The organism is Okeania sp. SIO1H4 (genome assembly GCF_010672695.1).
In the GTDB taxonomy this organism is placed as follows: domain Bacteria; phylum Cyanobacteriota; class Cyanobacteriia; order Cyanobacteriales; family Microcoleaceae; genus Okeania; species Okeania hirsuta.
The window spans coordinates 39,610-65,965 of record NZ_JAAHGB010000037.1 but is presented as its reverse complement, the minus strand read 5'-3'; the positions used below and the strand labels follow the sequence as shown (position 1 = coordinate 65,965).

The window sequence follows — 26,356 nt, the reverse complement described above, 5'->3', positions numbered from 1 at the left end:
ATTCCCTCAATTTTCTGGAATTCCAGCAGTTCTTTGTCTTCAGCTTCACTCAAATGTACTCTTAAAGGGGCTGGCACACTATAAATTTTCCTCCATCTACTCGACTAGGCTATTTTACAACTTTTTTTGCCTGCCTACTTAACTGCTGATTTGTGAGGTTTCAATATCTTGGACATAAGCATGATGAATCATCTGTCCTTTTTGAGAGGTAGCTCTCACCAAACTGACTACCGTATTATCGGCCAGATTCACGCTCTCGACTAATTCCTCTTAAACTACTACCCTCAACGTGATCCTGTAGAACCATGGGCATTTTCTCTGGTTCAACTTTTCGCCGATAGTAGAGAGTGTCAAAAGTATCGGTGTTTGCCCAGCATTCCGCAGGAAAAGTTTGTAGGCATTCAGGACAATAATATCGTTGACTTCCTTTGCTAGTCTTTCCATGTTTATGAGTTTTCTGATGGCCACACAGAGGACATTCCATGATGATTGAGAGTATTTAGGGACAATACTCATCTGATCATTCCCACACTTTCGCACAGGCACTACCCTATATGGCAATAGACAGATAGGTTAGGACATAGAGTAATAATGATCTTTAGACAGGGAAATATTTTTCCTACTGTTTCCTGTTCCCTGGTATAAATAACTTAGATTTGCCTCTCCTCAATAAATCAGCTAAAAGTGATTATAGGACTATTAAATTTAAGCTCATTTATGTATTATTCAATAATAAGTAAAATTTATGCCTTCTACTTTCATTAAATATTTATTAACTTAATTATGTCTAAATTACGCTGGCTAATTCTCAGTTCTTCTGCTTCTGGATTTGGTCTTTGTTCAGTTTTATTCGCCATCTTTACAGTGTTTAATGAATTAAGTATTTTAAACGTTTTGGTGCTGATTTTGGTCTTAGTTTTTTTGATGCTTAATTTAGTATTTACAGCTCATTATTTTTCTCAAATTTCCCGAGAACTATACATTAGAGATAAAATGCAAACACAAATGAAGATGAGGGCTAAACCTACAAGGTATCGATATTAAATTTTGAGTCAATCATTACTGTAATATAGTTGTCGGGAATATGGAACAGACTATTTATAGTAAATACTTACTAAATTAGTACAATATCATGTCTGTTTAATTAGCGATAAAAAAAATATATTCTCACTTCAACGGCAAATCTTCCTCATTCTTCCTGCTCCCCACTCCCTGCTCCCTTATTCTTATTTATCAGTATTCAAACAGATATGATCTAATACAACAATCTTGGGCAAAATATTGATAGGTATATTTATAAAAAAAAGACACTTTTTATCAAGTCATAAAATTGCTAAATAAGGCAGAAGGTTAGTTTAAGTTGTTGCAATTTTCAGGAAAAATACGTTAAAAAGTATCTACACTTGCTAATTTATTACTAGGGCTAATTACTAAAAATGTTTGACTTTATTAATCCTATTCTTGGTCGTCATCCAGAACAAATCAAGGCTAACGTTGAAATTTATACTTGGCAAACTTGTCCCTATTGTATAAGGGCAAAACTTTTGCTGTGGTGGAAAGGTGTCAACTATACAGAATACAAAATAGATGGCAATGCAGCTGCCAGAAATACTATGGCTGAACGTGCGAATGGATATCGTACTGTGCCACAGATTTTTATCAATGACCAACATATTGGTGGCTGTGATGATATTTATACTCTAGATGGAAAGGGTGAGTTAGATCCTTTATTGAGTAAGCCTGCTGCTGCATAAATTTGGGATTATTTGAGAGTAAGAAAAAATTAAATTATTATAGCGCTACGTGCTAGGGAATAGGGAACAGGGAACAGGGAATAGAGAACTGTAAAATGGTTTTTCCTGTGGAAACGCTCTGCGAATAAGATTGAAAAATGTCTTAACCAATTTTTGTAGTGGTATACACTTTAATTTATAGTAGTCGAAGCAAATGGCGCGGACAGATCAAAAGCTTAAAACTCAGACAACATAATATTTTTCCTTCTTCTTTCTTCCTTCTTCCTTCTTTCTTCTGCTATAGCAATAGATTTGCTGCAAATTTATCTAAATTATTTAACCGCCATTTAGCATCTAGTCGGCGGTTTGTTTGTAATTCTAAAACTCTTATTCCACTACTAGGTAGAGTATTTAAAAGTTGTTGTAATTGCTGCCAAGAAGATATTTTCTGATGTTCTACACCATAAGTATTACATAGCTGGGCAAAATTAATATCTTGGGGAGTAGCAAAAAATTCTGTAAAAGGTGGTTCAAATTTAGCTATTGGTAACATTTCAAAAATTCCACCTCCCTGATTATTAATCAAAATAATAGTTAAATGACCGACTAATTTATTTCTCAGTAAAAAACCATTAGTATCATGTAAAAGTGCTAAATCTCCTGTTAATAAAACACTGCTTTGTTGACGATGAGCAATACCTAAAGCAGTTGATAAAGTACCGTCTATTCCATTTGCACCTCGATTGAAAAATGGCTTGATTTGGGAATTATTAGGAACCCAGAAAAATTCTACATCTCTGACTGGCATACTATTAGCAATAAATATTGGTGTACCTTGGGGTAATATTTGAGAAATTAACCAAGGTATTTTAGGTTCAAATATTTGATTAATTACTGCCATTTTTTTGTTGATCGCCTCTCTAACTTTTACTTCAGCATTGCACCACAAATTTAAGTAATTGCCATCGGAATTACTATGGAAAAGTTTAGGAGTAAAAATTTTAGCTAGTTGTTCTACTGAAAGTTGTAAATGATTTGTCTTCCCATGCAGCGGGTCAAAATTATCCTCACTTTCATCGATGATTAATCTGTGAGGGTTAGTTGTTTCTAGCCAGGTTCTTAATTGTTTACTTGTTGGTAATTCGCCGATTTGTAAAACTATTTTAGGAATAAGTTTTTGTGCTATTTCCTGATTCCTTAAAATTAAATCATAAGTACTAATCAAATAGGGATTTAACCGAGAATAGTTTCTTAAAGGAGATAAACCTTCAGCTAAAACTGGGAACTTGATAATTTGAGAAATTTGAGCGATCGCTTGACAATATTTTTGAGGATTTTTGGGTTGTGCTAAACCTGCAATAATTATGCCTTCGCCAGATTGAAGTTGATTTTTTAAATCTAATGTTAAGTCAAAATTTGGCAAAAATTCTGTTGTGAAAATTGGTTGTACTGTAGCAAAAAAGTTTTGGGGGAATTGTGCTTCTAAGGAAATAACTTCTGGTTGGGGTATAGGAGGTAAAGGGTCTCGAAAAGGAATATTAAAATGCACAGGTCCCGGTGTCGGTAAAGTTGTTTTTCTCCAACCATGAATAATTGTTTGTCTTAAATATTCAAGTATTTTTAGTTCTATAGAAGGCAAACTTAGTTCAACTTGCCAGTTGGGATAACTGCCATATAATTTAACTTGATCTATTGTTTGACCTGCATGACAATTTCGTAATTCTGGAGGTCTGTCTGCCGTTAAAACTAATAGTGGGATACGACTTTCTTTTGCCTCTATTATGGCAGGATAAAAATTGGCAGCAGCAGTACCAGATGTACAAACTATTACCACAGGTTGATAATTTTTCCTTGCTATTCCTAGAGCAAAAAATGATGCGGAACGTTCATCAAGAATAGGAATTGTTTCGATTTTTGGGTGAGTGGCAAAGGCAAATGTTAGAGGCGTGGAACGGGAACCAGGGCTAATAATTGCTGTAGTTAATCCTAGATATTGTAATGTTTCTACTAAAATTGATGCCCAGACTGTGTTTATATTTCTAAAATCAATTGGCATTTTTGAGTTTTGAATAGTAATAGGGTACTCATCACCTAAATAACATGGGAGCATGAAAGCCATCGTCTTTTAAGCGATGGATGAAAGGTGACTCGTCGGATTTTAATCCGAAGTATTTTATTTTACTATTTCCTCCAGTTTCCCAAGCACTTCCGTTAGTAGGCGCTCCATTATAATTATCGTGCCAAACATCTAGACACCATTCCCAGACATTCCTGTGCATATCGTATAAACCAAAGGCATTGGGAGGAAAACTTCCTACATCTGTTGTTTGTCCTCTTTTCCCCTCATAGTTAACTAACTCAGACGTTATAGTTTTTCCAAAATAGAAAGGAGTAGTCGTCCCGGCGCGACAGACATATTCCCACTGACTCTCGCTGGGCAGGGTATAAATTTTCCCAGTTTTCTCAGATAGCTTTTAACAAAACTCTATGGCGTTGTGCCAATTCACATTTTCCTACTGGGCGACTTTCTCTTTTAAAGTGAGAAGGATTATTTCCCATAATGGCTTGGTACTGGTTTTGAGTAATAGGATATTTACTCATATAAAAAGCTTGCAGAGTAACTTGATGTTGCGGACTTTCATTACTATCTCTTCCCGCCTCATTTTCCGGCGAACCCATGAGAAAACTTTCTCTAGGAATATAAACCATTTCTAATTTAATCCCATTACCCAAGTATGCGATTTTTTGCCTGGCAGTTCCCTGGGTGCGGTTAATAATTTTGCCAGAGTTGTTGACAGTAACTACTTCAAAAGTAAAGACTTCCCCTTTCGTCTCCCACTGCCTTTTTTCCTCTGCATCTCTTTCTTGTTTTTACCTAGTCTTCGCTATTGGTTTTGTAACCTCTTTTAATTTCTATTCCCACTCCTTGAAGTTCTTCATTTTCCCTGTAATTACTCAAATTCGATAAATTATCCCCACCAAACTTTTGATTTATCTCTTGTTCGGTTTTCCCTTTTGCCAAGAGTTTCTGTTTAACATTCGTTTCCCAATGTAAGGCACGTTGAATAGCAAATTCATAGAGAATTGTCGGATAATGTAGATTGCGAATTATAGTTTTGTAGAAAGGATAAATTTCTTGTCCGCCACTCCAATAGGCAACTTGAATATTAATCAAATCTCCATCTACTTCTGATTCTATTAATAGTATAGGTTCAGATTTTAAGCGACTAAATATAGCTTTAACTGCACTACCTCTAGCAAAACGGTTACTATCCCAAGCGTGGTCTATTAATTCTGTGGGTCGTTGTTTGTTTTCTAGAGGATAGTATTTTTCGAGGAAATTTCGTAAGTTTTGGGAAAGACGTTTTTCTACTTTAGGAAATCCAGAAGTAGAAGTTTTATTTAGGTGTTCAAACGGTCATAGTCTATTTCTGGGGGTGCGAGTATTATTTGTATGGGCACAAGATTTCGTCCTTGATGATATTCAAGTATTTGCCAGGGGTAAATTTTGAGTAGCCAGTTATCTAATTCTTTAATTTCTAGGGCAGCTTCTCGTTGATATATTGCGTTGAGAAATTGAGTTTCTCGGTTATATTGAGCAAGTTCGATTTGTAGTTGTTTTTGTTGTTGAAATAGCCATGCTTGAAATTATTGATTGCTTTTAGCTATTTGCATATCCACTGCTTGAATAAATTCTTGGAGTGTCCGATTTTCTTGCCATTGGTACTAGACTATTTTGCCTTGAAATTCTTGACGATAAGTTTCTAGGTCAAATTGTGCAGAGATTTGTTTTTCTTGTAGTTCTTTTTGATGAGCAAAGCGTTGACTTTCCAAGTCTCTTTGAAATACTTGATTATTTTGTTGTAATTTTGCTTGAGCATCAAGATGTTGATATTCTATTTCTGCCTGAAATTCTTGGTTATTTAGTTACCATCTGTACCTGCATATCCTAAATAATGATAACTAGAATTATAAACTTTACGATCTTTTAAATAACCTACATAATGACCATAGCGATCGCTACTTGTATGTAGGTCAATATGACCTGCATTATCTATTGTTGTGTAAGGATATTTATCGTCATAATTATATGCAGCAGTGGTGGATGAATTAAATTCTAAATGATGACTATATAGACTCATATTTTGACTCTCAAAAGTATGAGAACTTAAACTTAAATTATTTTGCTCTTGCTGAAAGTGAGAAATTTCTGGTGGTAGAGCATGAGAGTTTACCCCAGAAATTTCTGTACCAAAATTTTGATGTTCAAATTGCTGCTGCTGATGGAAATTATCGGTAAAATTTTGATTTATATCATGCGACGTTGAGGAAAAATCATCATTGTTAAGTAAACCATAATTGTCACTAATACCACTATCTTGATTTGCAAAATTATCGAACGAAAAATTATTTTGCTCCAAGTCTATATTTGCCCCTAAACCCATACTTGAATGTTGATAGTCGAATTGCTGTTGCTGATGGAAACCATCGGTCAAATTCTGGTGTAAATCTTGATTTATGTCATCCAGTGTTGAGGATAAGTCATCGTTATTAAGTAAACCAGAATTATCACTAATACTGCTATCTTGATTTGACAAATTATCAAATAAATTGTTCATATTAATTCTACCCTTAAACTATATTTGCATTATATCTTTATGGCAGTTGAAAACTAGCAGATAGTTGTGATAGATAAATTCTATTATTATATGTAGAGCTTACTGAATAAATAGAATGGTTGGCAAGCATTCAGTGGTCAGCTATCAGCTATCAGCTATCAGCTATGAGTTATTAACTCATTATTGTGGCAGAAAGAATTAGTCTCGAAGAAGAATGAAAAGTTATTAATAAAATTGGTCATAAGCGAACCTTAGTCGTTGCTTGAATATGTTCAAAAGCTGAATGTTGAATGCTAATAGCTGAATGCTTACAAATGGTTGTATTTACTTAAACTAAAGCTTTTAATAAAGTCTGAAGTTTTAGTTGAACTTCTGCTAATTCTTTCTCTGGTTTTGAACCAGTAACTATGCCTGCACCTGCAAAAAGTCTGGTACGGTCTCCGTCTATTAATGCTGACCTAATACCTACAACAAATTCTCCATTTCCTTGATAGTCTATCCAACCTATAGGTGCTGCATAAAGTGAACGCTCGAAAGTTTCAAAATTATGTATTTGTTGTTGAGCAGTATCTCTAGGAACTCCTGCTACTGCTGGCGTGGGATGTAACTCTGCTAGGATTTCTAATAGATGAATATTTTGGGAAATTTCTGCTGTAATTGGTGTCCATAAATGCTGAATATTTGACAATTGTAATAAATGGGGTTGAGGTGGGTAATGAGGATTTAATCCTAAATCTTGGAGATGTTTAATAATAAAATCTATGACAAATTGATGTTCTCGTAAATCTTTTTCACTGCATAATAAACTCTTGGCTAATTTGACATCTTGGGTGGAAGTTTTACCTCTGGGCGCTGAACCTGCTAAAGCATCTGTAATTAATTGATTATTATTAATACTAATTAATCTTTCCGGACTTGCGCCTATGAAGTTTTGACCTTTGCCATTACTGGTAGAAAATACATAGCAGTCTGGATAAATGAATCGTAAGTTATTTAAAGACTGAATTAAGTTAACAGGGGTTTGAGAATATATGTCTATGGCGTGTGCTAAAACTATTTTTTTTAAGGAATTTGAGTTAATCAAATCTAGAGCGGAAGCTACTGATTTTTTAAAGTCCTGTAAATGATTGGGATTAATTTTCCGAAGATTTCCGCGAGGCTTGATTAAACTTGATAAAGAAGTATTATTTATTTGAGTAATTTGCTGGTATTTCTGCCAAATTATCTGGGAAATATTTTTAATATTTATAGATGTAGTAATAACTGTATTAATCACAAGTATACAGCGATTATTTTTCTGAGTTATTTGCCACTGTGGCAAAAATATAGTTGCAGAAGGAAAGTGAGAGTTTATAGATGGTTTCTCCTGATAATTACCATTTTGAGAAATATGTAGATTGATTTGGGAATCTTGTTCAAAGAAAGTAAAACTACAAAAAAAGTGAGGACCTGAAAATGGTAAATGTGTTGCACCTAAAACAATTGTATTATTAAGACATGACTGAATAAAAGATCGAGCTTGTGAGAAACGGTTCCCACCCATAACAGTCAAGTGGGTAGCAGCATCTGCAGCAGCGATCGCTAAGGTATTTTTTTCAGTATTTGTTTTTCCAATAATTTGTTTTTCGAGATAAAAATGTAGTTGATGAGGTTCACAAATTTCCTGCAATACTGCTAGGGGATCTACTGGTAATATTTCCACAGAAATACTAATGACTTTTTTCTGTACCTGTTCCGTTAATGTCTGTTGACAATTTAACAGAAACTGATGCAGGTCCTGGCAGCTTTGAAATAGATTAACAGAAGTGGGTATTGCAGGCATGAAAAAAAGAATCGGAAATTTTCACTGAATATTAAGAGAAAGTGATTGGTAGGGCTGTTCAATTACTAAATATGGCCCAATTTATCCCCTAGTTTTAATTAAAATTATCACCTTTATTTATATTAGACCCCATAGTTATGGTCAAAATTAAATCTTTTTCCCTCCTTTTTTTGCATTTCTCTTTTCTGTTTTCTTTTTGAGACTTTGACATATAGTTAGCGCCAGGCTATTGCCAAGAGCTTTAAGTTTGGTTTTTTGACACTCCCACCGTTAAATCAAAGATTATAACGGGGGATTCTTGATTTAATGACTCTTAACTAGGTAACAAATCAAATAAGCTGAATTGTACCCCCGTCAGACCGTCTCCACAAGCTCTCTTGCTCCGTCTTGACGCTGAGGGAACCTCAGCGCAGGCGGTGCGCTTTTATTTAACGGTGTGCCCCACCGCTCTTAATCCTCTATTTCTGATTACTTTTGCAGCAGCTACATCACGATTAACCTGACAACCACAGTTGCTACAATTATGTTTTCTCTCAGCAAGTTTTTTCTTGTTTAAATAACCACAATTTGGACATTATTGAGATGTATAATTCTTATCAACCTTGGCATAATATTTACCTCTTTTCCAACAAACATAAGGTAATATTTCATTAATAAACTTACCTATTCCAGAGTCTAGAGATTGCTTTCTAACAATACCTTTAGACCAGGAAGTAAAGTTAATATCTTCAACAAAAGTATTATCTGCTAAATCACAAAGTTGATGAGCTAATTTAAAATGCCAGTCACGTCTAGTATTAGCTATTATTTCATGTAAGCTAGCTATTTTATTCTGAAGCTTTAACCAATTATTTGACCCTTTAGTTTTATTTTTAAGTCTACGTTGCAGCAATTTAAGCTCGCGTAGTTGACCTAACAAAAACTTAGGTGATGTAAACAATTTACCTGTAGAAGTTGCTACAAAATTTTCTATTCCTGCATCTATCCCTAAAGACTTTTTTCCTACTGGATTATCTGGAACTAACTCCGATGATTGGAAACTAACCATCAAATAATAACCACTAGCTTTTTTAACTATCCTAGCTTGTTTAGCTACCATATTTTCTGGATATGGTCTGCTTTGCCTTAATTTAATCCAACCTAACTGAGGTAGTTTAAATCTGTTATTACCCAAGCAATTCTTTAACATTGCTGGAAAGACAAAACTCCTCATCCTCTTCTTGAATCTAGGAAAACCTCTTCCTAAACTTTTCATATCAACAAATGCTCTATCTAAAGTTTTTAAAGTTTGTTGTAATACTTGAGCATTAACTGACTTTAACCTAGGATTAGTTTTCTTAGCTACTGTTAAACTTTTAGCTTGACAATTATAATTAGGGTAGGGAGCATCAGCAGGAATAATATATTCAGAAATAATTGAACAACTATTAATCAGTGATTTTCTTGAACTTAGCCAGTCTTTCCGCTCTCTCAAAGCATAATTGTATACAGTTTTGCAAACATCAAGAATCTGATTAATTTCTGCTTCTTGTTGTTTTGTAGTTTTGAGTTTATACTGGTAAGTTAAAGTAATCACGTTGACGGTTTTTTTTGTTTCCTAACCTATTAATAATATCACACAATATTATTAATTACAAACCTTATTAAATATCTCAAAAACCTAGATCAAAGGATTCGCTACCGCTCAATTAATTTGCGTTTTTGTAATTCATCTCACCGCTATAATCTTTGATTTAGCGGGAGTCCTCTTTCAACATTCTCTGATAGAGGATTATTCAGAACAACTAGAAAGGCCAAATTGAATCAAATGTAAAGGAAAAATAAATTACATAATTTTTTGTTAAGTTTTCTGCATAACTCGGAAATTAAAGTCTTAAGAGATGAACAATTGTTGTGAGCGAAAAATATTTCTGAAGTATGTTTATCATTATCTATACTTAGGGTTGAGAAGTTTGTCACAACTGATTAAACTATGACAATCAACGAGCATAACTATTGCCACAATCAAAGATTAATTATCAAATTAAGATGACATTTCAAACAATAAATCAATCTCAAAAAAAATTATGGCTAGCTGCCATCAAACCACCTATGTATAGTGTAGCTATTATGCCTATATGGGTGGGAACTGCAATAGCTTTCTGGGAAAAAAATTCGATTAATTGGTCGATTTTTTCAACATTTCTTACATCAGCAATTTTAATTTTGGCCTGGGAAAATATTAGTAATGATGTATTTGATTCAGAAACAGGTATCGATAAAAATAAACACCATTCTTTAGTAAATTTGACAGGAAATAAATCTTTGATGTTCGTCCTGAGTAATTTATTTTTACTGTTGGGAATTTTAGGAATTTCAGGAATTAGTTGGTGGCAAAAAGATTTAACGGTGATTGGATTAATATTGTTGTGCTGTTTTTTGGGATATATTTATCAAGGTCCTCCTTTTAGATTAGGATATCAAGGCTTAGGAGAAATTCTCTGTTTTTTTGCTTTCGGTCCTTTGGCAATTTCTGCTGCTTATTATAGTCAAACTAAAAGTTGCTCAATGATAAGTTTGACCGCATCAATAATTATTGGAATTACTACTACTATTATTCTCTTTTGTTCTCACTTTCACCAAGTAAAAGATGACTTAGCAGCAGGGAAGCTATCGCCTATTGTGAGAATGGGAACTAAAGCAGGTTCTCAATTATTAAGTTGGTCTTGTGGTATTGTTTTTGTACTCATTTCTATCTGTGTAGGTTTAGGAATTTTCCCTGTTTGGACTCTGTTAAGTTTTGGTGGTTTACCATTTGCTATTCAGTTATGTCGCCATGTTGGTAATTATCACGACCAACCAGAAAAAGTTAGTAACTGTAAATTTATTGCTGTTTATCTACATTTTTTTAGTGGATTATTATTTGGTTTGGGATTTATTATTTAAACATGATATATGGGAAATATGAGGAGCAGGAAACAGGGAACAGAAAACAGTGGGAAAAATATTTCCCTGTCTAAGATTGATTGTCACTCTTAATAGACATCTCCAATAATAAAAAATAAAATCAATTATCGTAGATAAATCATCAATTATTTCCATCTACTCTGTAGGGACGTTGGATTCAACGTCCATATTTTCTATATAATTTTCTGCCCAAGGAAAAAAACAATCCTCAGAATGCTTAACAATATGTTACAATTAGTCAAGCATGACAATATATAGCACTTAAAAATTAGGTGTTGTGCTCAAAAATAATCTGTGAATAGGAATATTAAAAGTATGGTTAGTAAAGTTCAAAAAAGCGAAAAAGAGTGGAAAGAACAACTCACACCAGAACAGTTCAATGTAACTAGAAAAAAGGGAACTGAAAGACCATTTACAGGGGAATATCACAACAATAAAGAAAAAGGAATATACAAATGTGTTTGTTGTGGTGTTGACTTATTCAGTTCCGAAGAGAAATATGATTCTGGCACAGGTTGGCCGAGTTATTGGGCACCGATTAATCAGGATAATATCAAAGAAGAAGCTGACTGGAGTTTATTTATGCGAAGAACAGAAATTCTCTGTAGTAATTGTGATGCTCATCTCGGTCATGTTTTCCCTGATGGTCCTCCACCAACTGGATTGCGTTATTGTTTGAATTCTGCTGCGCTGAAGTTTGTTAAGTCTGATTGACGTTCTCCTCTGCCTAAAGGCAAGAGGATTCTAAATATCACTATGCTCGACTTTCTCTTTCGTCGAGTCGGCTTATCTGTTTGGGTTTCCCCATCCAGACAGAGGCCAGTCTCTCCAGAGATGTTACTTTCCCCGCGCCCCGGGGTAGTTGATAGTTGCTTGAGAGCAGATTGGAGAATGTTGATTGCAGCATTTGCCTCCTAGGTCGGAGCTACGCTAACGTCTCTATCTGCTTCATAACCACAGTGGGGACATTTATGGGTTCTAGTGCTTAAAGTTTTGCTTACTTTTTTACCGCAGTTCGAGCAGTTTTGAGATGTATTGAATGGCTCAACTGCGATAACTGGAACTCCATAAATGCTGCCAAAATACTCTAACCATTCCCTAAATTTGTACCAAGCAGCATCATTAATGGACTTGGCTAAATGATGATTTTTAACCATGTTACGCACTTTTAGGTTTTCTATCGCTACCAAGTCGTTAGACCGGATGACGTGCTGTGCTGCTTTGCCAGCCCAATCGTTACGTCTGCGTGATACCTTGAGATGCGTTCTACCCAACCGATTTCTTGCTTTTATCCTGTTTTTGCTACCTTTTTTAGTACCAGATAAACGCTTCTGTAGCTTTTTGATTTGGCGCTCATCCTTTCTGAAAAACCGAGGATTATCGACTTGATTACCTTCAGAATCGGTGTAGAAATGATTTAAACCTACATCTAATCCCGTTTGTTTTCCTGTTAATTCTTTTTTTTTCTCCCTGGTGTGGTCAATCAAAAACTGAGCATAATAACCGTCATACCTTCTAATTATTCTGACTCGTTTAATTTGTTTGAGTTGATAATAATGAAGGTTGCGACTTCCCCATAGTTTAAAAGTACCAACTTCAAATTTATCCGTTAAAGTCAAATAACGTCTATCTTCTGAAAGTTTTCAACCAGAGGTTTTATATTCAACCGAGGCTCTGACCTGGTATTTTTTAAACTTAGGATAGCCCTTCTTTGATGAGCTAACTTGATAATAGGAGAAAGCACAATGAAAAAAGAAAAGAAAAATCTTCTACCTCAAATATCTGCACCAGTCCAGCGACAAATCACAGGTCAAGAAGTAACAGCTCAAAGCTCAAATAATGGCATAGCTTCATCTATCTTTGGTATTGAGGAGCGTGGTAGCGGAGTTTACTTAACTTTTGCAGGAGATGATGCAGAGTAAAGCTCTCAAATAATTGCATATCTCAGAATACTTCAAAATTTTTTCTCTAAGTTCATCAGTTTTCATTGATTTTAAATGATGTCAAAGTAAATGAGGCTAGAGGCAAATAACAAAGGTAGTAAAAAATTAAATATCTGTGAATAATCTACCGCCTATTCTTACCCTATCTAGGGTTTTTTTTTGACAAAATTGACAGAAATATCTCGTTATTATCAACTCAACTATTATTTAACAGGTAACACTAATAACCCTGTTATTCTATTACTACATGGATTTATGGGAAGTAGTAATGATTTTGTCGATTTCATTCCCCAATTATGTGAATATTTTTGTTGTCTAACAGTTGATTTACCTGGACATGGAAAAACTATAGTTACTGGCAGTGATGAGTATTACGATATGGAAAATACTGCCATAGCATTGATTCATTTATTGGATGAGTTGAAAATTGATAATTGTTATTTATTTGGTTATTCAATGGGTGGCAGATTAGCTTTATATATGACCATTAGTTTTCCCACTAGATTTAATAAATTAATATTAGAATCAGCGTCGCCAGGATTAAAGACTGAAGTTGAGCGATCGCTCCGTCGTCAATCAGATTTAAAGTTAGCTGATAAATTAGAAAACAGTAATTTTCAAGAATTTTTATCTAATTGGTATAGTCAAGGATTATTTAAATCTTTGAGGCAAAATAATAGTTTTGAGAAAGTCATAGAAAGACGGTTAGAAAATAAACCATTAGAATTAGCAAAGTCTCTCCGAAATTTGGGAATAGGCAATCAACCTTCTCTCTGGGATAAATTATCAAATCATCAGATTCCTACTTTATTAATGGTGGGAGAATCTGATGATAAATTTAAAGCTATTAATTTAAAAATAGCAGAATTATGTCAAGTTGCTAATATGAAAATAATTCCTGAATCTGGTCATAATATTCACTGGGAAAATCCTAGAGAATGGATTGAAAATGTAATAAATTTTTTGGCAGAAGGAAGGAAGAAGAAGTAATTCAAGAAAAGCTAAATTTCATAGGAACCATAAAGCCAGTTGCCTAAAGCATCAGGATCGTTACTGACATGAAAATCTTGACTTCGTTGAAGATATTCTTCTCGTGAAATATACCCTTTTCCATCCCCATCTAATTTGATAAATGCAGATTTAGCAGTTGCTTCATCTAAACCAATAGCTCGGCAAAATTGTATGTATTCAGATTGAGAAATAGTTCCATCATTATCCGCATCAAGGATACTGAAAATAGTATTAGCTTTAGCAGTATGAGATTCCTGCATTTCTCGTGAATTAGGAAAATTATCAACAGATACCTCGACAACTTTTAAGTATTCCTGAAGACTCACTTTTCCATCATCATTAATATCAGCAGGTTGCCAAAAATTCGTCCAGATATCCTTAAACTTAGCAAGAATATTTTCAAATTCTAATGTTCCAGGTTGCCAATCTCGCAATTGAGCAAGATTTTTTGCCCACCTTTGTAAGTCTGCTTCTTCTACATAGCCACTACCATCAACGTCATATACATAAAAATTCTTAGTGTGTTTTTTCGTCAACAACTCAGTAAGCATTTTTTTCCCTTGAGAAAGAACAAGATAGGTATGTCACGACTATAATTGATTGCCGAGTAATTTTCAAGAGTCAGATTTAAAATTAGCTGATAAATTGAAAATATAAGGATGATTGGGGTGCATATCATATTTGCAAAAATACTTTTTTCCTATATATTCTCAGATGAGCTGTTGCCTTTCGGAGCTGTTGCCTAAAAGCAATAAATTTTTAGCTTTATTCAAAATTGAGATGCACCCGATGATTGTGATTTTCAGCTAAATAAATCAGACAGCAAAAATACAACTTTTATAGATGTGGTCTAATCTAATTAAAACTGCTATAAATTTTATCCTTACCTTGCAATAAAAAGGCAAAGAGGTTAAATTTTTCCAAAAAAATCTTCCCCCAAAAATTATGTACTATCAACTTTTATAGATGTAGACTAATTTAATAAACACTACTATAAATTTTATAGCAGTCACCAAGGAGCTTAGGACATAAAAGACAAACATAGCTATCGTCTCTATGAGATGGTCTAATAATTTGATATTTTTCTCTGCCCTAACCGCTGTAGCAGTTGCTATATAGTCATTCCAATTAAGATTGAGACACTTAACCTTGATATAATCCTTAAAAATAAGGGATTTATCCGTCTCATTTTTATTTGAAACTACTATACCTTGTAAAAAATAGACTAGGAGGTTGAATTTTTCAAAGAAAACCTTCCACAAAAATTATGCACTATCAACTAAAATTTTTCCTCTACAAAAGGAACTTCAAACAACCTCTCAAAACCAGCCATGGTATCTGGAATATTAGAGAAGGAATTATTTTACAACTAACCAGCAAAACTGGAAAAATAGGTTTAGGTGAAATTGCTCCTTTGAGTTGGTTTTGCTCTGAAACTTTGTCGGAAGCTTTAGATTTTTGTCACCACTTACCAACAGAAATTACAGTAGAAACAATTTTATCTATTCCTGAAAATTTACCTGCTTGTAAGTTTGGTTTTGAGTCGGCTTGGGAAAATCTTAGAGAAAGAGAAATAGATAAGAAAGAAGAATTGAAAAACTCTAATTTTTACAGTGCTTTATTACCAGAAGGAGAGCCAGCTATAGAAATTTGGAAGCCACTATGGCAAGAAGGATATCGTACTTTTAAATGGAAGATAGGAGTTAATAAAATTCAAACAGAAATCCAAATTTTTCAGCAGTTAGTTAAAGCACTTCCTACAGAAGCAAATCTCAGATTAGATGCTAATGCTGGATTAACTTTTGAGGAGGCAAAACAATGGTTAGAAATATGTGAAAATCTCAATTTAATTGAATTTATAGAGCAACCTTTATCTGTCGATAAATTTGAGGAAATGTTGAAATTAAGTCATCAACACTTGACTCCTATTGCTTTAGATGAATCTGTTGCTAACTTCAGTAAAATGCAACAATATTATCAACAGGGTTGGCGAGGAATATTTTCGATAAAACCTGCTATTTTTGGTTCGCCTTCCCAACTCCGTAATTTTTGCCAAAATCATATTATTGATGTAGTTTTTTCTTCAGTATTTGAAACAAAAATTGGTAGAAAATCAGCACTACAACTCGCGACAGAATTACAACCAAATATACTTAAAAGTCGTGCTTTTGGTTTTGGAATTACTCATTGGTTTGATGAACAAGAAGAAATATGGCAAGACAATTTATAAGTCAAATTTTTAACTATCTGAGTACAAGTAGTGATTTACTGAAAAACTGATAAGTAATAACTGATAACTGATAACTGAAATTACTCATTGGTTTGATGAACAGGAATAAATATGACAAAAAAATTTATGAACCAAATTTTTAACTATCTGAGTACAAGTAGTAATTTACCGAAAAACTGATAACTGAAATTACCCATTGGTTTGATGAACAGGAAGAAATATGACAAGACAATTTATAAGTCAAATTTTTAACTATCTAAGTAAAAGTAGTGATTTACTGAGAAACTGATAAGTAATAACTGAAATTACTCATTAGTTTGATGAACAAGAAGAAATATGACAAGACAATTTATAAGTCAAATTTTTAACTATCTAAGTATAAGTAGGGTTTGCTGAAAAAGTCTTTTTGTTGAGATAGGGAGTAGGGAGTAGGGAGTAGTGAAGAGTCAAGAGTTGGAAAGAGTCGTAGAGGAACTACTTGGAAAAATTATCCCCAAATTGTTCTGCCTCTATCTTGCCCCAATACTCACTTTTTGAGCAATGTGCAGGCAAAAACCTGCTACTTTTTTACTACCTAAAAAGGCAAAAACCTTTATATATCAAGACTTTTATCTTTAATCAGCAAGCCCTAAGTAGTGATTTACTGAGAAACTGATAAGTAATAACTGAAATTACTCATTAGTTTGATGAATAAGAATAAATATGACAAGAAAATTTATGAACCAAATTTTTAACTATCTAAGTAAAAGTAGAGATTTACTAATTGGTAATAAGTAGGTGCGGGTTTAACTAAAAGCCTTGAGATAAGAGAATCTAGTTCTCAAAACCTGCCCTCTTTATTCTATTGAGTGTTTGAAACAAAAGTTATTAGAAAAACTGCACTATGACTTGGAACATAATTACAACAAAATCTACTCAAAAATTGTGCTTTTGGTTTTGTAATTCCCCATTGATTTAATGAACAAGAGAAAATATGACAAGACAATTTATGAACCAAATTTTTAACTATCTGAGTGCAAATAGTGATTTACTAATTAGTAATGAAAGTAGTTATATCTACTCTATTAGTCAAAAAAAGTTTGATTACTTGAACGAAAATTTTCACCCAGAATCTGCACCAAAGATATTTATATCAGAATCAAAACCAACAGAATTTATTACCAGTTTTGTTGCTGCTGTTGCTACTGGTTTTCAAGTCTTTCTATGTAATCCAAATTGGGGGAAACAAGAATGGGAACAAGTATTAGAATTAGTACAACCAGATATAATTTTTGGAAATACTCCCGACGAAAATTTTCTAGGAGCAGATATATACAAAAATGATGTATCTCCTCAAAATAGCATCTCTCTAAAACCAATACATACTAATAATAATACCAAGGAATTTTTTCCAAAAAATTTGATTATGATTCCTACTGGTGGCTCATCTGGAAAAGTTAAATTTACCATTCATACATGGGAAACATTAATAGCATCTGTGGAAGGCTTCCAAAAATATTTCCAAGTACAAAAAATTAACTCATTTTGTGTTTTACCCTTATATCACGTCAGTGGTTTAATGCAATTCATGCGCTCCTTTATTACTGGAGGAAATTTAGTAATTTTGCCATCATATAAAGAAATTTTCGACAAAAAGGAATGGAATATTAATCCCAATAAATTTTTTATTTCCCTAGTACCAACTCAATTACAAAAGCTGATACAAAATTCAGAAACAGCAAAATGGTTATCTAATTTTCAGACAGTGCTTTTAGGTGGCGCACCTGCTTGGCAGGAATTATTTGATGTAGCTAGAAAATATCAGATTAGATTAGCACCTACTTACGGAATGACTGAAACTGCTGCTCAAATTGCTACTCTTAAACCCAAAGATTTTTTGAAAGGAAATAATAGCAACGGTCAAATTTTACCCCACGCAGAAATTATGATTAAAAGTGAAAATGGGGAGATTTTAGGCAAAAATAAAATTGGAATTATTAACATCAAAGCTCATTCTTTAGCATTAGGATATTATCCCAACTTATTTAATTCTTCTGAAAGTTTTGTGACGGATGATTTAGGATTTTTGGATAATCAAAATTACTTAAATATAGTAGGTCGTCGTAGTCAAAAAATTATTACTGGTGGGGAAAATGTTTTTCCGGCAGAAGTAGAAGCAGCTATTTTAGCAACTGGATTAGTTACTGATGTTTGTGTAATAGGTTTACCCGATAAATATTGGGGTGAAATTGTGACTGCTGTTTATGTTTCTGATGACTTAGAAGTTTCTGTAGAAAAGTTTATGGCTACTATTAATGAAAAATTGAGTAAGTTTAAACAACCTAAATCTTGGGTTAAAGTTAAAAATTTACCTCGTAATTATCAGGGTAAAATTAATCGTGAATTGTTAAAAGAAATAGCAATTCAGAAAGAAGAAGTAAGAAGTAAGAAGGAAGAAGGAAGAAGGAGGCTTTAGTTATTTAGGATAGAAGAAAATATTACATTGCCTGAATTTTAAATTTTTGATATTTCGACATCTTTCTTTTCAGAAGGAAGAAGGAAGAAGGAGGCTTTAGTTATCTAGGAGACAAGAAAATATTACATTGTCTAAATTTTAAATTTTTGATATTTCGGCATCTTTCTTTTCAGAAGGAAGAAGGAGGCTTTAGTTATCTAGGAGACAAGAAAATATTACATTGTCTAAATTTTAAATTTTTGATATTTCGGCATCTTTTCTTTCAGAAGGAAGAAGGAAGAAGGAAGAAGAAAGAAGAAGACTTTATACCAATTATCATGCATTAGTGCTATGGTTGCGTAATACTTCAGTTATTAACTAATTCGTAGAATCCGAATTACTTTTCAGAAGGAAGAAGAAAGAAGGAGGCTTTAGTTATCTAGGAGAGAAGAAAAGAGTGCATCTCATAGCAAGCAAAAATACTTTGTTTCTATATATTCCCTGTTGCCAGATGAGCTGTTGCCTGTTGCCTAAAAGCAATAATTTTTTAGCTTTATTCACTCATTGAGATACACCCGAAGAAAATATTACATTGTCTAAATTTTAAACTTTTGATATTTCGGAACCTTTCCTTTTTGACTTTTTAACTCATACTAATTCAAGCTCTAATCAAACTTACACCTGACTGCTGAATGCTGAATGCTTACATAATCTTGCTCTTGATTAAGCAAAATTATTTAATACTAAATCTATAGCTATAGATAGTTAAATATTACTCAAAATTATAATTTTTTGATAACTTCAATCTATGTTTAATTCCAGGTAAAATAAACCAATGAATATGAAATTATCATCCTAGAAACTGAGCAATAAAAAAAATGACTACTCAAACAAATTCACAAACCCTACTAACTCCCTTAATGATGGGAGATTTAACCCTAAAAAATCGAGTTGTCATGGCTCCAATGACCCGATCGCGAGCAGGCACAGAGCGAATGCCCAATGCGATGATGGCCGAATATTATGCTCAAAGAGCTGGGGCAGGTTTAATCATTTCAGAAGCAACTGTCATTTCCAAACAAGCTAATGGTTGGCTAAATACACCAGGCATTTACTCAGACGAACAGACAGAAGCTTGGAAACAAGTTGTAGATGCCGTCCATAGTAAAGGCACTCCTATGTTCCTTCAACTTTGGCACTGTGGACGAGCTTCTCATAGTAGCTTTCACGAAAATAGTCAATTGCCCGTGGCCCCCTCTGCTATTAAGTTGAATCAAGAATACGTTCATACTCCCATTGGCAAACAACCATTAGAAACTCCTCGCGCTCTAGAAACAGAAGAGATTCCAGGAATTGTAGAAGATTATCGTTTGGCTGCCGAACGTGCAAAGTCTGCTGGTTTTGATGGAGTAGAGATTCACGGAGCAAATGGCTATTTGATTGACGAATTTCTACAGTCAAAAACCAATCATCGGAGCGATCGCTATGGTGGCAGTCTGGAAAACAGATTTCAGTTTCTCAAAGAAATTGTAGAGTCTATTTTAACTGTTTGGCCTGCTAATAGAGTTGGGGTAAGAATTTCTCCTAATGGTAATTTTAACGATATGGGTTCGCCAGATTTTCGGGAAACTTTTATTTATGTTGCGCAACAGTTAAATAATTATGGGTTAACTTATCTTCACGTTATGGATGGTTTAGCTTTTGGTTATCACGAATTAGGTGAACCGATGACTTTGGCTGAATTTAGAGAGGTATTCACCAGCACTCTTATCGGAAATTGTGGATATACTCAAGAAACTGCTGAAACAGCAATTCAAGCTGGAAATGCCGATCTAATTGCTTTTGGACGACCCTTTATGAGTAATCCAGATTTAGTAGAACGTTTTACCAATGGCTATCCTCTTAATCCACCTGCTGATGTAAAAATTTGGTATTCATTTGACAAAGAAGGATATATTGATTTTCCCACTTATCAACAATCCCCAGTAAAAGTTTCTTAGTTTAGTAGATAAGTACCTGGCAAAAATCTATTGAAAATTATATTATTCCCCCTTTGTCAGGGGGAAAATTCATATCAAATTTAGATCAGGAGTCAGGAGTCACCGAGTCAGGAGTCAGTAGGTAGAAAAGAGTTTTTCAGTAACTTTAGAGTCAAAAATAGGTATAATTCCCACTATTGTTTTGGGTGAAAATTTACCACTAATTGAATTTCATATATCAAATCAGCAAGGCTTAAATGCCTTCTTCCTTATTCCTTATTCTATTAATTTTTACCAACAATTTCTCTAACTCGATAAATAGGTCGTTCTTGAGATTCGTGATAAGTTCGCATCAGTAATTCTGCCAATAAACCAAAACTAAATAATTGTAAACCTGCAAGTAATAACACAACAATTAAAATTAGTAGAGGGCGATCGCCAATCTGTTCATTAAAGCCAAATTTGAGGATAGTTAAATAAATCCCCAAAAATAGACCAACTCCCCCAGAAATAAAACCCAACATTCCAAAAACGTGCATCGGTCTAGTGAGGAATTTTTTCATAAAAAATACTGTTAATAAATCCATCACAACTCGGAAAGTTCGCCCTAAACCATACTTACTTTTACCATAGCGACGAGCATAGTGGTTAACAGGTATTTCTGTAATTCTTGCTCCTTCAATAAAAGCTAAAGCTGGTAAAAATCTATGTAATTCACCATAAAGGTTCATATCAGCAACCAATTCCAAACGATAAGCTTTTAAAGAACAACCATAATCATGTAAATTTACCCCTGTAACTTTACCAATTATCCAATTAGCAATTTTAGAAGGAAGTAGTCGTGTAACAGCATCATCCTGCCTATTTTTTCGCCACCCACTAACTAAGTCATAACCTTCATTGAGCTTAGATAATAATAGTGGAATATCAGCCGGATCATTTTGTAAATCTCCATCTAAAGTGACAACTACTTTGGCCGTAGCATACTTAAACCCTGCTGCCATAGCTGCAGTTTGTCCATAATTTCGGCGGAGAATTACTGCTTTTAAATCTGTACGTTTTTGAGCTAATTCTGTTAGTAGTTTTGTCGAACCATCCCGAGATCCATCATCTACACAAATAATTTCGTAGGTAAGCTGATTTTCCCTTAAACTAGTAGAAATTGTTTCCAGTAGTTGAGGAATACTATCAACTTCATTGTAAATAGGTGTCACAATAGATATATCTAATAGAGTAGGAGAACTTTTATTTACTCCTATCTCTTGAGTGGATAAATAGTTACTCATTTTGATTAGCTACTAGGGATAAATCTTTATTTTATTTAGTTTATCATAACAACTTGAATTTTTGACTGAGTATTCGTAGCAGCAAAATTAGTAATAATTTTAACCAAGACTACTCTAGGGGTAAATACAGAAAGCGAAAACTTGTCTAAGAGACTGTTTGTAAAGTTTTGTAATATACAATGATTGACCTTTAAACTGTACAAATTGGTTATTTATCCCAGATTTATAGGCTGAAATACCCAATTTGCGAGGGGTAAAAACACTTCATAATTCTTTACAAACAACCTCTAAAGTCTCTCAAAATTACTCATAATTATAGCTATAAAACTAAAATGAGTAAGTTTGTTCAGTTGTATATCCATGATAATCGTGAGATTGGCGTTCGCGGAGCGTGGCGTCAGGCATATCGCCTATTTCAATTGGATTTGGGTTCATAGTCGCATTTGAAAATACATCAGCACAAAGGGCAGGTTTAGTGATCGCTCCTTGGAACTGGAATGACTTAATTACTTATCCCACACTTTGCGCTCTGCACTACCCAATTTACAAAAAAGCATTAAAAAAAGGAATTTTTCATCTGCCGATGAGTGAAATAAAAATTCCCACTTCACAGACAGAAATAATAGAGGCAAGAATTATCCCCAAAATTAGCTTTTATATAATAGAAATAGTCTATGAAAAATCGGAGTAAACAACAAATAATCAACAAATAGCAGGAGTATATTTAGGAGTAAATAATTTAATAGCTGTAACGACAAATCAAACAGTAATTTTACCTCTTTTGATTAAAGGCAGACCATTAAAAGCCATTAATAAATTTTATAATAAACGACGCTCTTGTTTACCGAAAAATTGTGGTTTAAAGCCTCCACTTTTAAGGTGATAATAAATCAAAATTTTCATGATTAGTCAATAGAGCATTAATTCTTAAGATATAGGTGACATAACATAATAGTTGAAACTAATTTGATGAATCAACTCTTAATTTAAACTTGCTTTTCATTTTTGTTATTTGGTTATTTTTGGATATTAACCAAAAGAGATTTAATTATCAAAAAAATCTGATGAAGATGAATCTTTCATTTCTTCTATAACTTTCTTTGGCAGACTGCGACGACGACGATACCAAGTTGCACCTCCTACTAACATAGCGATGAGACTTAACGCTCCAACTAAAGGCAAAATGTCACCTGTTTTTAATGCTGTTAAACCAGAACTTCCTAACATTACAAAAGGCAAAACACCAGGTAAAGTTCCCAAGATAGTGCCTAATAGATAATCTTTAAAACTAACAGATGTTAAACCAGCAGCAAAATTTACTAAACCATAAGGAATGATTGGCAATAAACGAATGGCAAACATATAAAATAATCCTCCCTGACGCATTTCAGCATCCATTGCTTGCCATCTTCCAGCCAACTTTTGAGAAATCCATTCTCGACCTACAGTACGAGAATAATAAAATGCGATAATTGCAGCAATAATTGCTGCTAAACTTGTCCATAATGTACCGATCCAGGGTCCAAAAATTGCGCCTCCAGCCAGATTAAGTGCTGTAGAAGGTAAAACTAAAATAGTTGCTATTGTATAAATAACTATATAGATTATTGGTGCCCAAATACCTGCTCGTTCTAGCCAACTTTGAACTTGTTCCGGAGGTAAACCACCTAATAAATAAGCTGCATAAATAAGCTGCTGTTCCAGTGGCAATTATACAAATAATTGTCAGGAGAAAAATACCAGTTTTAAGATTGAACATTAAATCTCTACTCCGACCCAAAATTACTGCTTTAGTATTCTTGATTTAATGACAAAAACTTTGAGATTATTCACTCCTAGTCATCTGATTTTCAAATCCATAACTTTCTCTGACTAAATAAAGAGGTCTTCTCTTGACTTCTTCATGAACGCGACCTAAATATTCACCTAAAATTCCTAGAGATAATAACTGCATTCCACCTAAAAATAATATCGCTACTATTAATGAAGCGTAACCAGGAACATCAATTCCAAATATCAAAGTCCGAATCACTAAAAAGCTAGCATAAATAAATGAAATTAAAGAAATTGATATCCCAATATAGCTCCAAATTTTGAGAGGTATTGAACTAAAAGCAGTGATACCTTCAATTGCTAAATTCCAGAGTTGCCAATAATTCCATTTTGTTTCACCTTTGAAACGAAGACCTCGGTCATATAATATTGAAGTTTGTTGATAACCTACCCAGGAAAATAAACCCTTCATAAAACGGTTAGTTTCTGGTAACTTTTTGAGAGCTTCTACAACTTTTCGGTCCATTAACCTGAAGTCGCCAGTATCGGGCGGAATTTCTACAGGGGTCAAACGTTGAATTGTACGATAGAATCTTTGGGCTGTGAATTTTTTGATCCAACTTTCTCCTTGGCGCGATCGCCTAGTTGCGTAGACCACATCATATCCTTCTCGCCACTTGGCTATCATTTCCACAATTAATTCTGGTGGGTCTTGTAGATCGGCATCTATGGGTATAACTGCATCGCCTACGGTATAGTCAATACCTGCTGTTATAGCAATTTCTTTACCAAAGTTACGGGAAAAGTTTACTACTTTAATTAAGGAATTGCGTTGATGATATTCTACTAATAACTTTAGAGTATTATCTTTACTACCATCATTAATACATATTATTTCATAAGTCATTTCTAGAGGCTTTAGCACTGATATTAGCCGTTCAAACAAATAATCAATATTTGGCTCCTCGTTATAAAAAGGAATGACTATGGAAAGTTGTACTTTCTTTTCTTCTGAAAGCATATTAAAAGCAAATATAAAGTCGTGACCATCCAGATTATACCAACAACAAATTTATGCTATTCCCCCTGATATCGAATATTAATTAATTTTTATCAGGTACTTATATAATTTAGTATTTCTATTATTTGGCTTTTACTTCCATCAGAAAATATAGTAAAAATATGTCTATAGTCAAAAACTTTTCTAATTTTTGGGTAGATTAAGCTTGAGAGTAAGTAGAACTAAGTTGATTATTAATGCTCATAATTTGCCTCCTAGTCAAAGTAGATTTTAGTCAATTTAATATGTCAGATATAATTTTTATCTAGTTTAGTGCCCCATCATACTTTTGTTTAATTTCTTCTACCAACTTCACTTCATTAGAATTATTGTTTGCCCAAACTTCTCGGTCTTGACGAATTTTTTCTAGATGGGATTCAATATTTTCTTGATTAATTAAAATCCCAAAATCCTCTGGAACTTCTTCTTCTTTGTAAGATAAAATTCGATTCAAAACTAAATCCCCAACTTTCTTAGTGTAATGAAAATTATCTCTATAGTTTTCCATACCACTATGGATTGGTTCAATTGTGATACTATTGTATCCAGAAAAATCAAATACTGGAGTAATTTTTACAACTTCACGTTTCCATTCTTCAAAAGTTGACCACTCACCTGTTGCTCTAATTGCTTCCCACTGAGTTGCATGAGAGGGAGAAATAAATACAATTAACTTAACTTGATTTTTCTGACATAAATCTACTATTTTTTTTAATTCAATTAATGGAGTAGATAATTTATACTTAGCATGATCATTAAAATAATTATTGATACCATATTGAAACTTATCTTTAGTTTTGTCTGGGTCAGGATTTAGAACTGGCATAAATCCATTTGCTTCATAAGGAATATCATCTAGGGAAGTTTTATTACTATCAATTATAGTCTTTTTACTAGCTAAAACTCCATTCATAGACAAGGCTACATGAATTATATCTTTCGGGGAAATATACTGTTTTTTTAACCTGTATTCAGCAAAGGTTCCTCGACGCTTAGTAAATGAATTAAACATCAAAAAATCTAAGCCAATAATAGCCAAACTTAATTCTTGTTGGTTAGCAATACTATGTTCTAAATAACGTCGTAATTCATAAGCAGTTATAGCATTTAGTCCTAAATTATAAGCAGGTTGTTCATTCTTTAAAGCTGGATAATTAGTATCTAAACCTTGTTTAGTTTTAGATGAACCCATTAAAACAGTAATAGGTTTAATCCTAATAACATCAGTTGCCTTGAAGAGGCGATCGTTATTATCTTTCCGAGGTTTTGAATGATTTATTCCTAAGAAATTGGGAGTATTAAAAACATCATAAGGATCGACAACAATGTTAAATATTCCTACAGTAACTATAGGGAGAAATACTGACAAGAAAAACATCCAATTATATCGGCGATATTTTTTTCTATTTGCCACATATTTTTCTGATTTTTGAGGATATGAAGAATTAGAAGCAGTAGAACTAAGTTGATTATTGATACTCATATGTAGCTCCAAGTCAAAGTAGATTTTAGTCAATTTA

At 33.5% G+C, this 26,356-nt stretch carries 19 protein-coding genes and 4 pseudogenes; 9 read left to right on the top strand and 14 right to left on the bottom strand.

Going from position 1 to position 26,356, the window contains the following annotated elements; translation table 11 throughout:
* Positions 1 to 141: 141 nt before the first annotated feature.
* Positions 142 to 499 (bottom strand): annotated as a pseudogene (locus F6K06_RS21220) (IS1 family transposase); the annotation flags it as partial.
* A gap of 937 nt (positions 500 to 1,436) precedes the next feature.
* Between F6K06_RS21220 and grxC the strand changes: the two are divergent.
* Entirely contained in the window at positions 1,437 to 1,754 is a 318-nt protein-coding gene (grxC, locus tag F6K06_RS21215; protein WP_124143998.1) for a glutaredoxin 3, read from the top strand.
* Between the two features lie 277 nt (positions 1,755 to 2,031).
* On the opposite strand, the gene menD is transcribed toward grxC, so the two are convergent.
* The 7 genes and pseudogenes from menD to F6K06_RS21180 all read right to left on the bottom strand — a co-directional run bounded on the left by menD (position 2,032) and on the right by F6K06_RS21180 (position 9,750).
* Positions 2,032 to 3,789 (bottom strand): 2-succinyl-5-enolpyruvyl-6-hydroxy-3-cyclohexene-1-carboxylic-acid synthase, encoded by a 1,758-nt coding sequence (gene menD, locus F6K06_RS21210; RefSeq protein WP_124143997.1) that lies wholly within the window; start codon positions 3,787 to 3,789, stop codon positions 2,032 to 2,034.
* Positions 3,790 to 3,820: 31 nt separating this feature from the next.
* A pseudogene (locus F6K06_RS21205) lies at positions 3,821 to 4,559 on the bottom strand (formylglycine-generating enzyme family protein); the annotation flags it as partial.
* A gap of 49 nt (positions 4,560 to 4,608) precedes the next feature.
* Entirely contained in the window at positions 4,609 to 4,908 is a 300-nt protein-coding gene (locus F6K06_RS21200) for a hypothetical protein (RefSeq protein ID WP_192901075.1), read from the bottom strand.
* Positions 4,909 to 5,656: 748 nt separating this feature from the next.
* Positions 5,657 to 6,352, bottom strand: coding sequence for a hypothetical protein (locus tag F6K06_RS21195; protein ID WP_124143996.1), 696 nt, complete (start codon positions 6,350 to 6,352; stop codon positions 5,657 to 5,659).
* Between the two features lie 328 nt (positions 6,353 to 6,680).
* Entirely contained in the window at positions 6,681 to 8,174 is a 1,494-nt protein-coding gene (locus F6K06_RS21190) for an isochorismate synthase MenF (RefSeq protein ID WP_124143995.1), read from the bottom strand.
* 424 nt (positions 8,175 to 8,598) lie between these two features.
* Positions 8,599 to 8,736: pseudogene (locus F6K06_RS21185) on the bottom strand (zinc ribbon domain-containing protein); the annotation flags it as partial.
* Positions 8,737 to 8,748: 12 nt separating this feature from the next.
* A complete protein-coding gene (locus F6K06_RS21180) occupies positions 8,749 to 9,750 on the bottom strand; it encodes a transposase (RefSeq protein ID WP_240038845.1) in 1,002 nt (333 codons plus the stop codon).
* Between the two features lie 452 nt (positions 9,751 to 10,202).
* Between F6K06_RS21180 and menA the strand changes: the two genes are divergently transcribed.
* Positions 10,203 to 11,099: a 2-carboxy-1,4-naphthoquinone phytyltransferase gene (menA, locus tag F6K06_RS21175; protein WP_124144017.1), complete on the top strand. Its 897-nt coding sequence runs from the start codon at positions 10,203 to 10,205 to the stop codon at positions 11,097 to 11,099.
* A gap of 336 nt (positions 11,100 to 11,435) precedes the next feature.
* Complete coding sequence (gene msrB, locus F6K06_RS21170) at positions 11,436 to 11,834, top strand: peptide-methionine (R)-S-oxide reductase MsrB (RefSeq protein WP_124143994.1); 399 nt, start codon at positions 11,436 to 11,438, stop codon at positions 11,832 to 11,834.
* Positions 11,835 to 12,055: 221 nt separating this feature from the next.
* Here msrB and F6K06_RS21165 read toward each other — a convergent pair.
* A pseudogene (locus tag F6K06_RS21165) lies at positions 12,056 to 12,829 on the bottom strand (RNA-guided endonuclease InsQ/TnpB family protein); the annotation flags it as partial.
* Positions 12,830 to 12,865: 36 nt separating this feature from the next.
* Here F6K06_RS21165 and F6K06_RS21160 point away from each other — a divergent pair.
* Positions 12,866 to 13,042 carry an anacyclamide/piricyclamide family prenylated cyclic peptide gene (locus tag F6K06_RS21160; protein WP_287242959.1) on the top strand — a complete coding sequence of 59 codons (177 nt, stop codon included), beginning with the start codon at positions 12,866 to 12,868 and terminating at the stop codon, positions 13,040 to 13,042.
* 180 nt (positions 13,043 to 13,222) lie between these two features.
* Complete coding sequence (gene menH / locus F6K06_RS21155; protein WP_240038844.1) at positions 13,223 to 14,053, top strand: 2-succinyl-6-hydroxy-2,4-cyclohexadiene-1-carboxylate synthase; 831 nt, start codon at positions 13,223 to 13,225, stop codon at positions 14,051 to 14,053.
* Positions 14,054 to 14,064: 11 nt separating this feature from the next.
* On the opposite strand, the gene F6K06_RS21150 is transcribed toward menH, so the two are convergent.
* Positions 14,065 to 14,625, bottom strand: coding sequence for an EF-hand domain-containing protein (locus F6K06_RS21150; protein ID WP_124143992.1), 561 nt, complete (start codon positions 14,623 to 14,625; stop codon positions 14,065 to 14,067).
* Positions 14,626 to 15,341: 716 nt separating this feature from the next.
* Here F6K06_RS21150 and F6K06_RS21145 point away from each other — a divergent pair.
* The 3 genes from F6K06_RS21145 (at position 15,342) to F6K06_RS21135 (ending at position 20,738) form a co-directional block, all read left to right on the top strand.
* On the top strand, positions 15,342 to 16,304 hold the full coding sequence (locus F6K06_RS21145) for an o-succinylbenzoate synthase (protein WP_124143991.1): 963 nt from the start codon (positions 15,342 to 15,344) through the stop codon (positions 16,302 to 16,304).
* Positions 16,305 to 17,277: 973 nt separating this feature from the next.
* On the top strand, positions 17,278 to 18,759 hold the full coding sequence (locus F6K06_RS21140) for a 2-succinylbenzoate--CoA ligase (protein WP_240038843.1): 1,482 nt from the start codon (positions 17,278 to 17,280) through the stop codon (positions 18,757 to 18,759).
* 857 nt (positions 18,760 to 19,616) lie between these two features.
* A complete protein-coding gene (locus tag F6K06_RS21135) occupies positions 19,617 to 20,738 on the top strand; it encodes an alkene reductase (protein WP_287242956.1) in 1,122 nt (373 codons plus the stop codon).
* A 263-nt stretch (positions 20,739 to 21,001) separates the two neighbouring features.
* Here the strand turns inward: F6K06_RS21135 and F6K06_RS21130 are convergent, their stop codons facing one another.
* Positions 21,002 to 22,003, bottom strand: a complete 1,002-nt coding sequence (locus tag F6K06_RS21130; protein ID WP_287242955.1) for a glycosyltransferase family 2 protein — start codon at positions 22,001 to 22,003, stop codon at positions 21,002 to 21,004.
* Positions 22,004 to 22,394: 391 nt separating this feature from the next.
* Between F6K06_RS21130 and F6K06_RS34610 the strand changes: the two genes are divergently transcribed.
* Positions 22,395 to 22,694, top strand: coding sequence for a hypothetical protein (locus tag F6K06_RS34610; RefSeq protein ID WP_192901262.1), 300 nt, complete (start codon positions 22,395 to 22,397; stop codon positions 22,692 to 22,694).
* Between the two features lie 353 nt (positions 22,695 to 23,047).
* Here the strand turns inward: F6K06_RS34610 and F6K06_RS21120 are convergent, their stop codons facing one another.
* The 3 genes from F6K06_RS21120 to F6K06_RS21110 form a co-directional block, all read right to left on the bottom strand.
* A complete protein-coding gene (locus F6K06_RS21120) occupies positions 23,048 to 23,713 on the bottom strand; it encodes a TVP38/TMEM64 family protein (RefSeq protein WP_205127287.1) in 666 nt (221 codons plus the stop codon).
* A 115-nt stretch (positions 23,714 to 23,828) separates the two neighbouring features.
* Positions 23,829 to 24,797 carry a glycosyltransferase family 2 protein gene (locus F6K06_RS21115; protein ID WP_124143988.1) on the bottom strand — a complete coding sequence of 323 codons (969 nt, stop codon included), beginning with the start codon at positions 24,795 to 24,797 and terminating at the stop codon, positions 23,829 to 23,831.
* Between the two features lie 304 nt (positions 24,798 to 25,101).
* On the bottom strand, positions 25,102 to 26,352 hold the full coding sequence (locus F6K06_RS21110; protein WP_205127286.1) for a hypothetical protein: 1,251 nt from the start codon (positions 26,350 to 26,352) through the stop codon (positions 25,102 to 25,104).
* Positions 26,353 to 26,356: the final 4 nt, after the last annotated feature.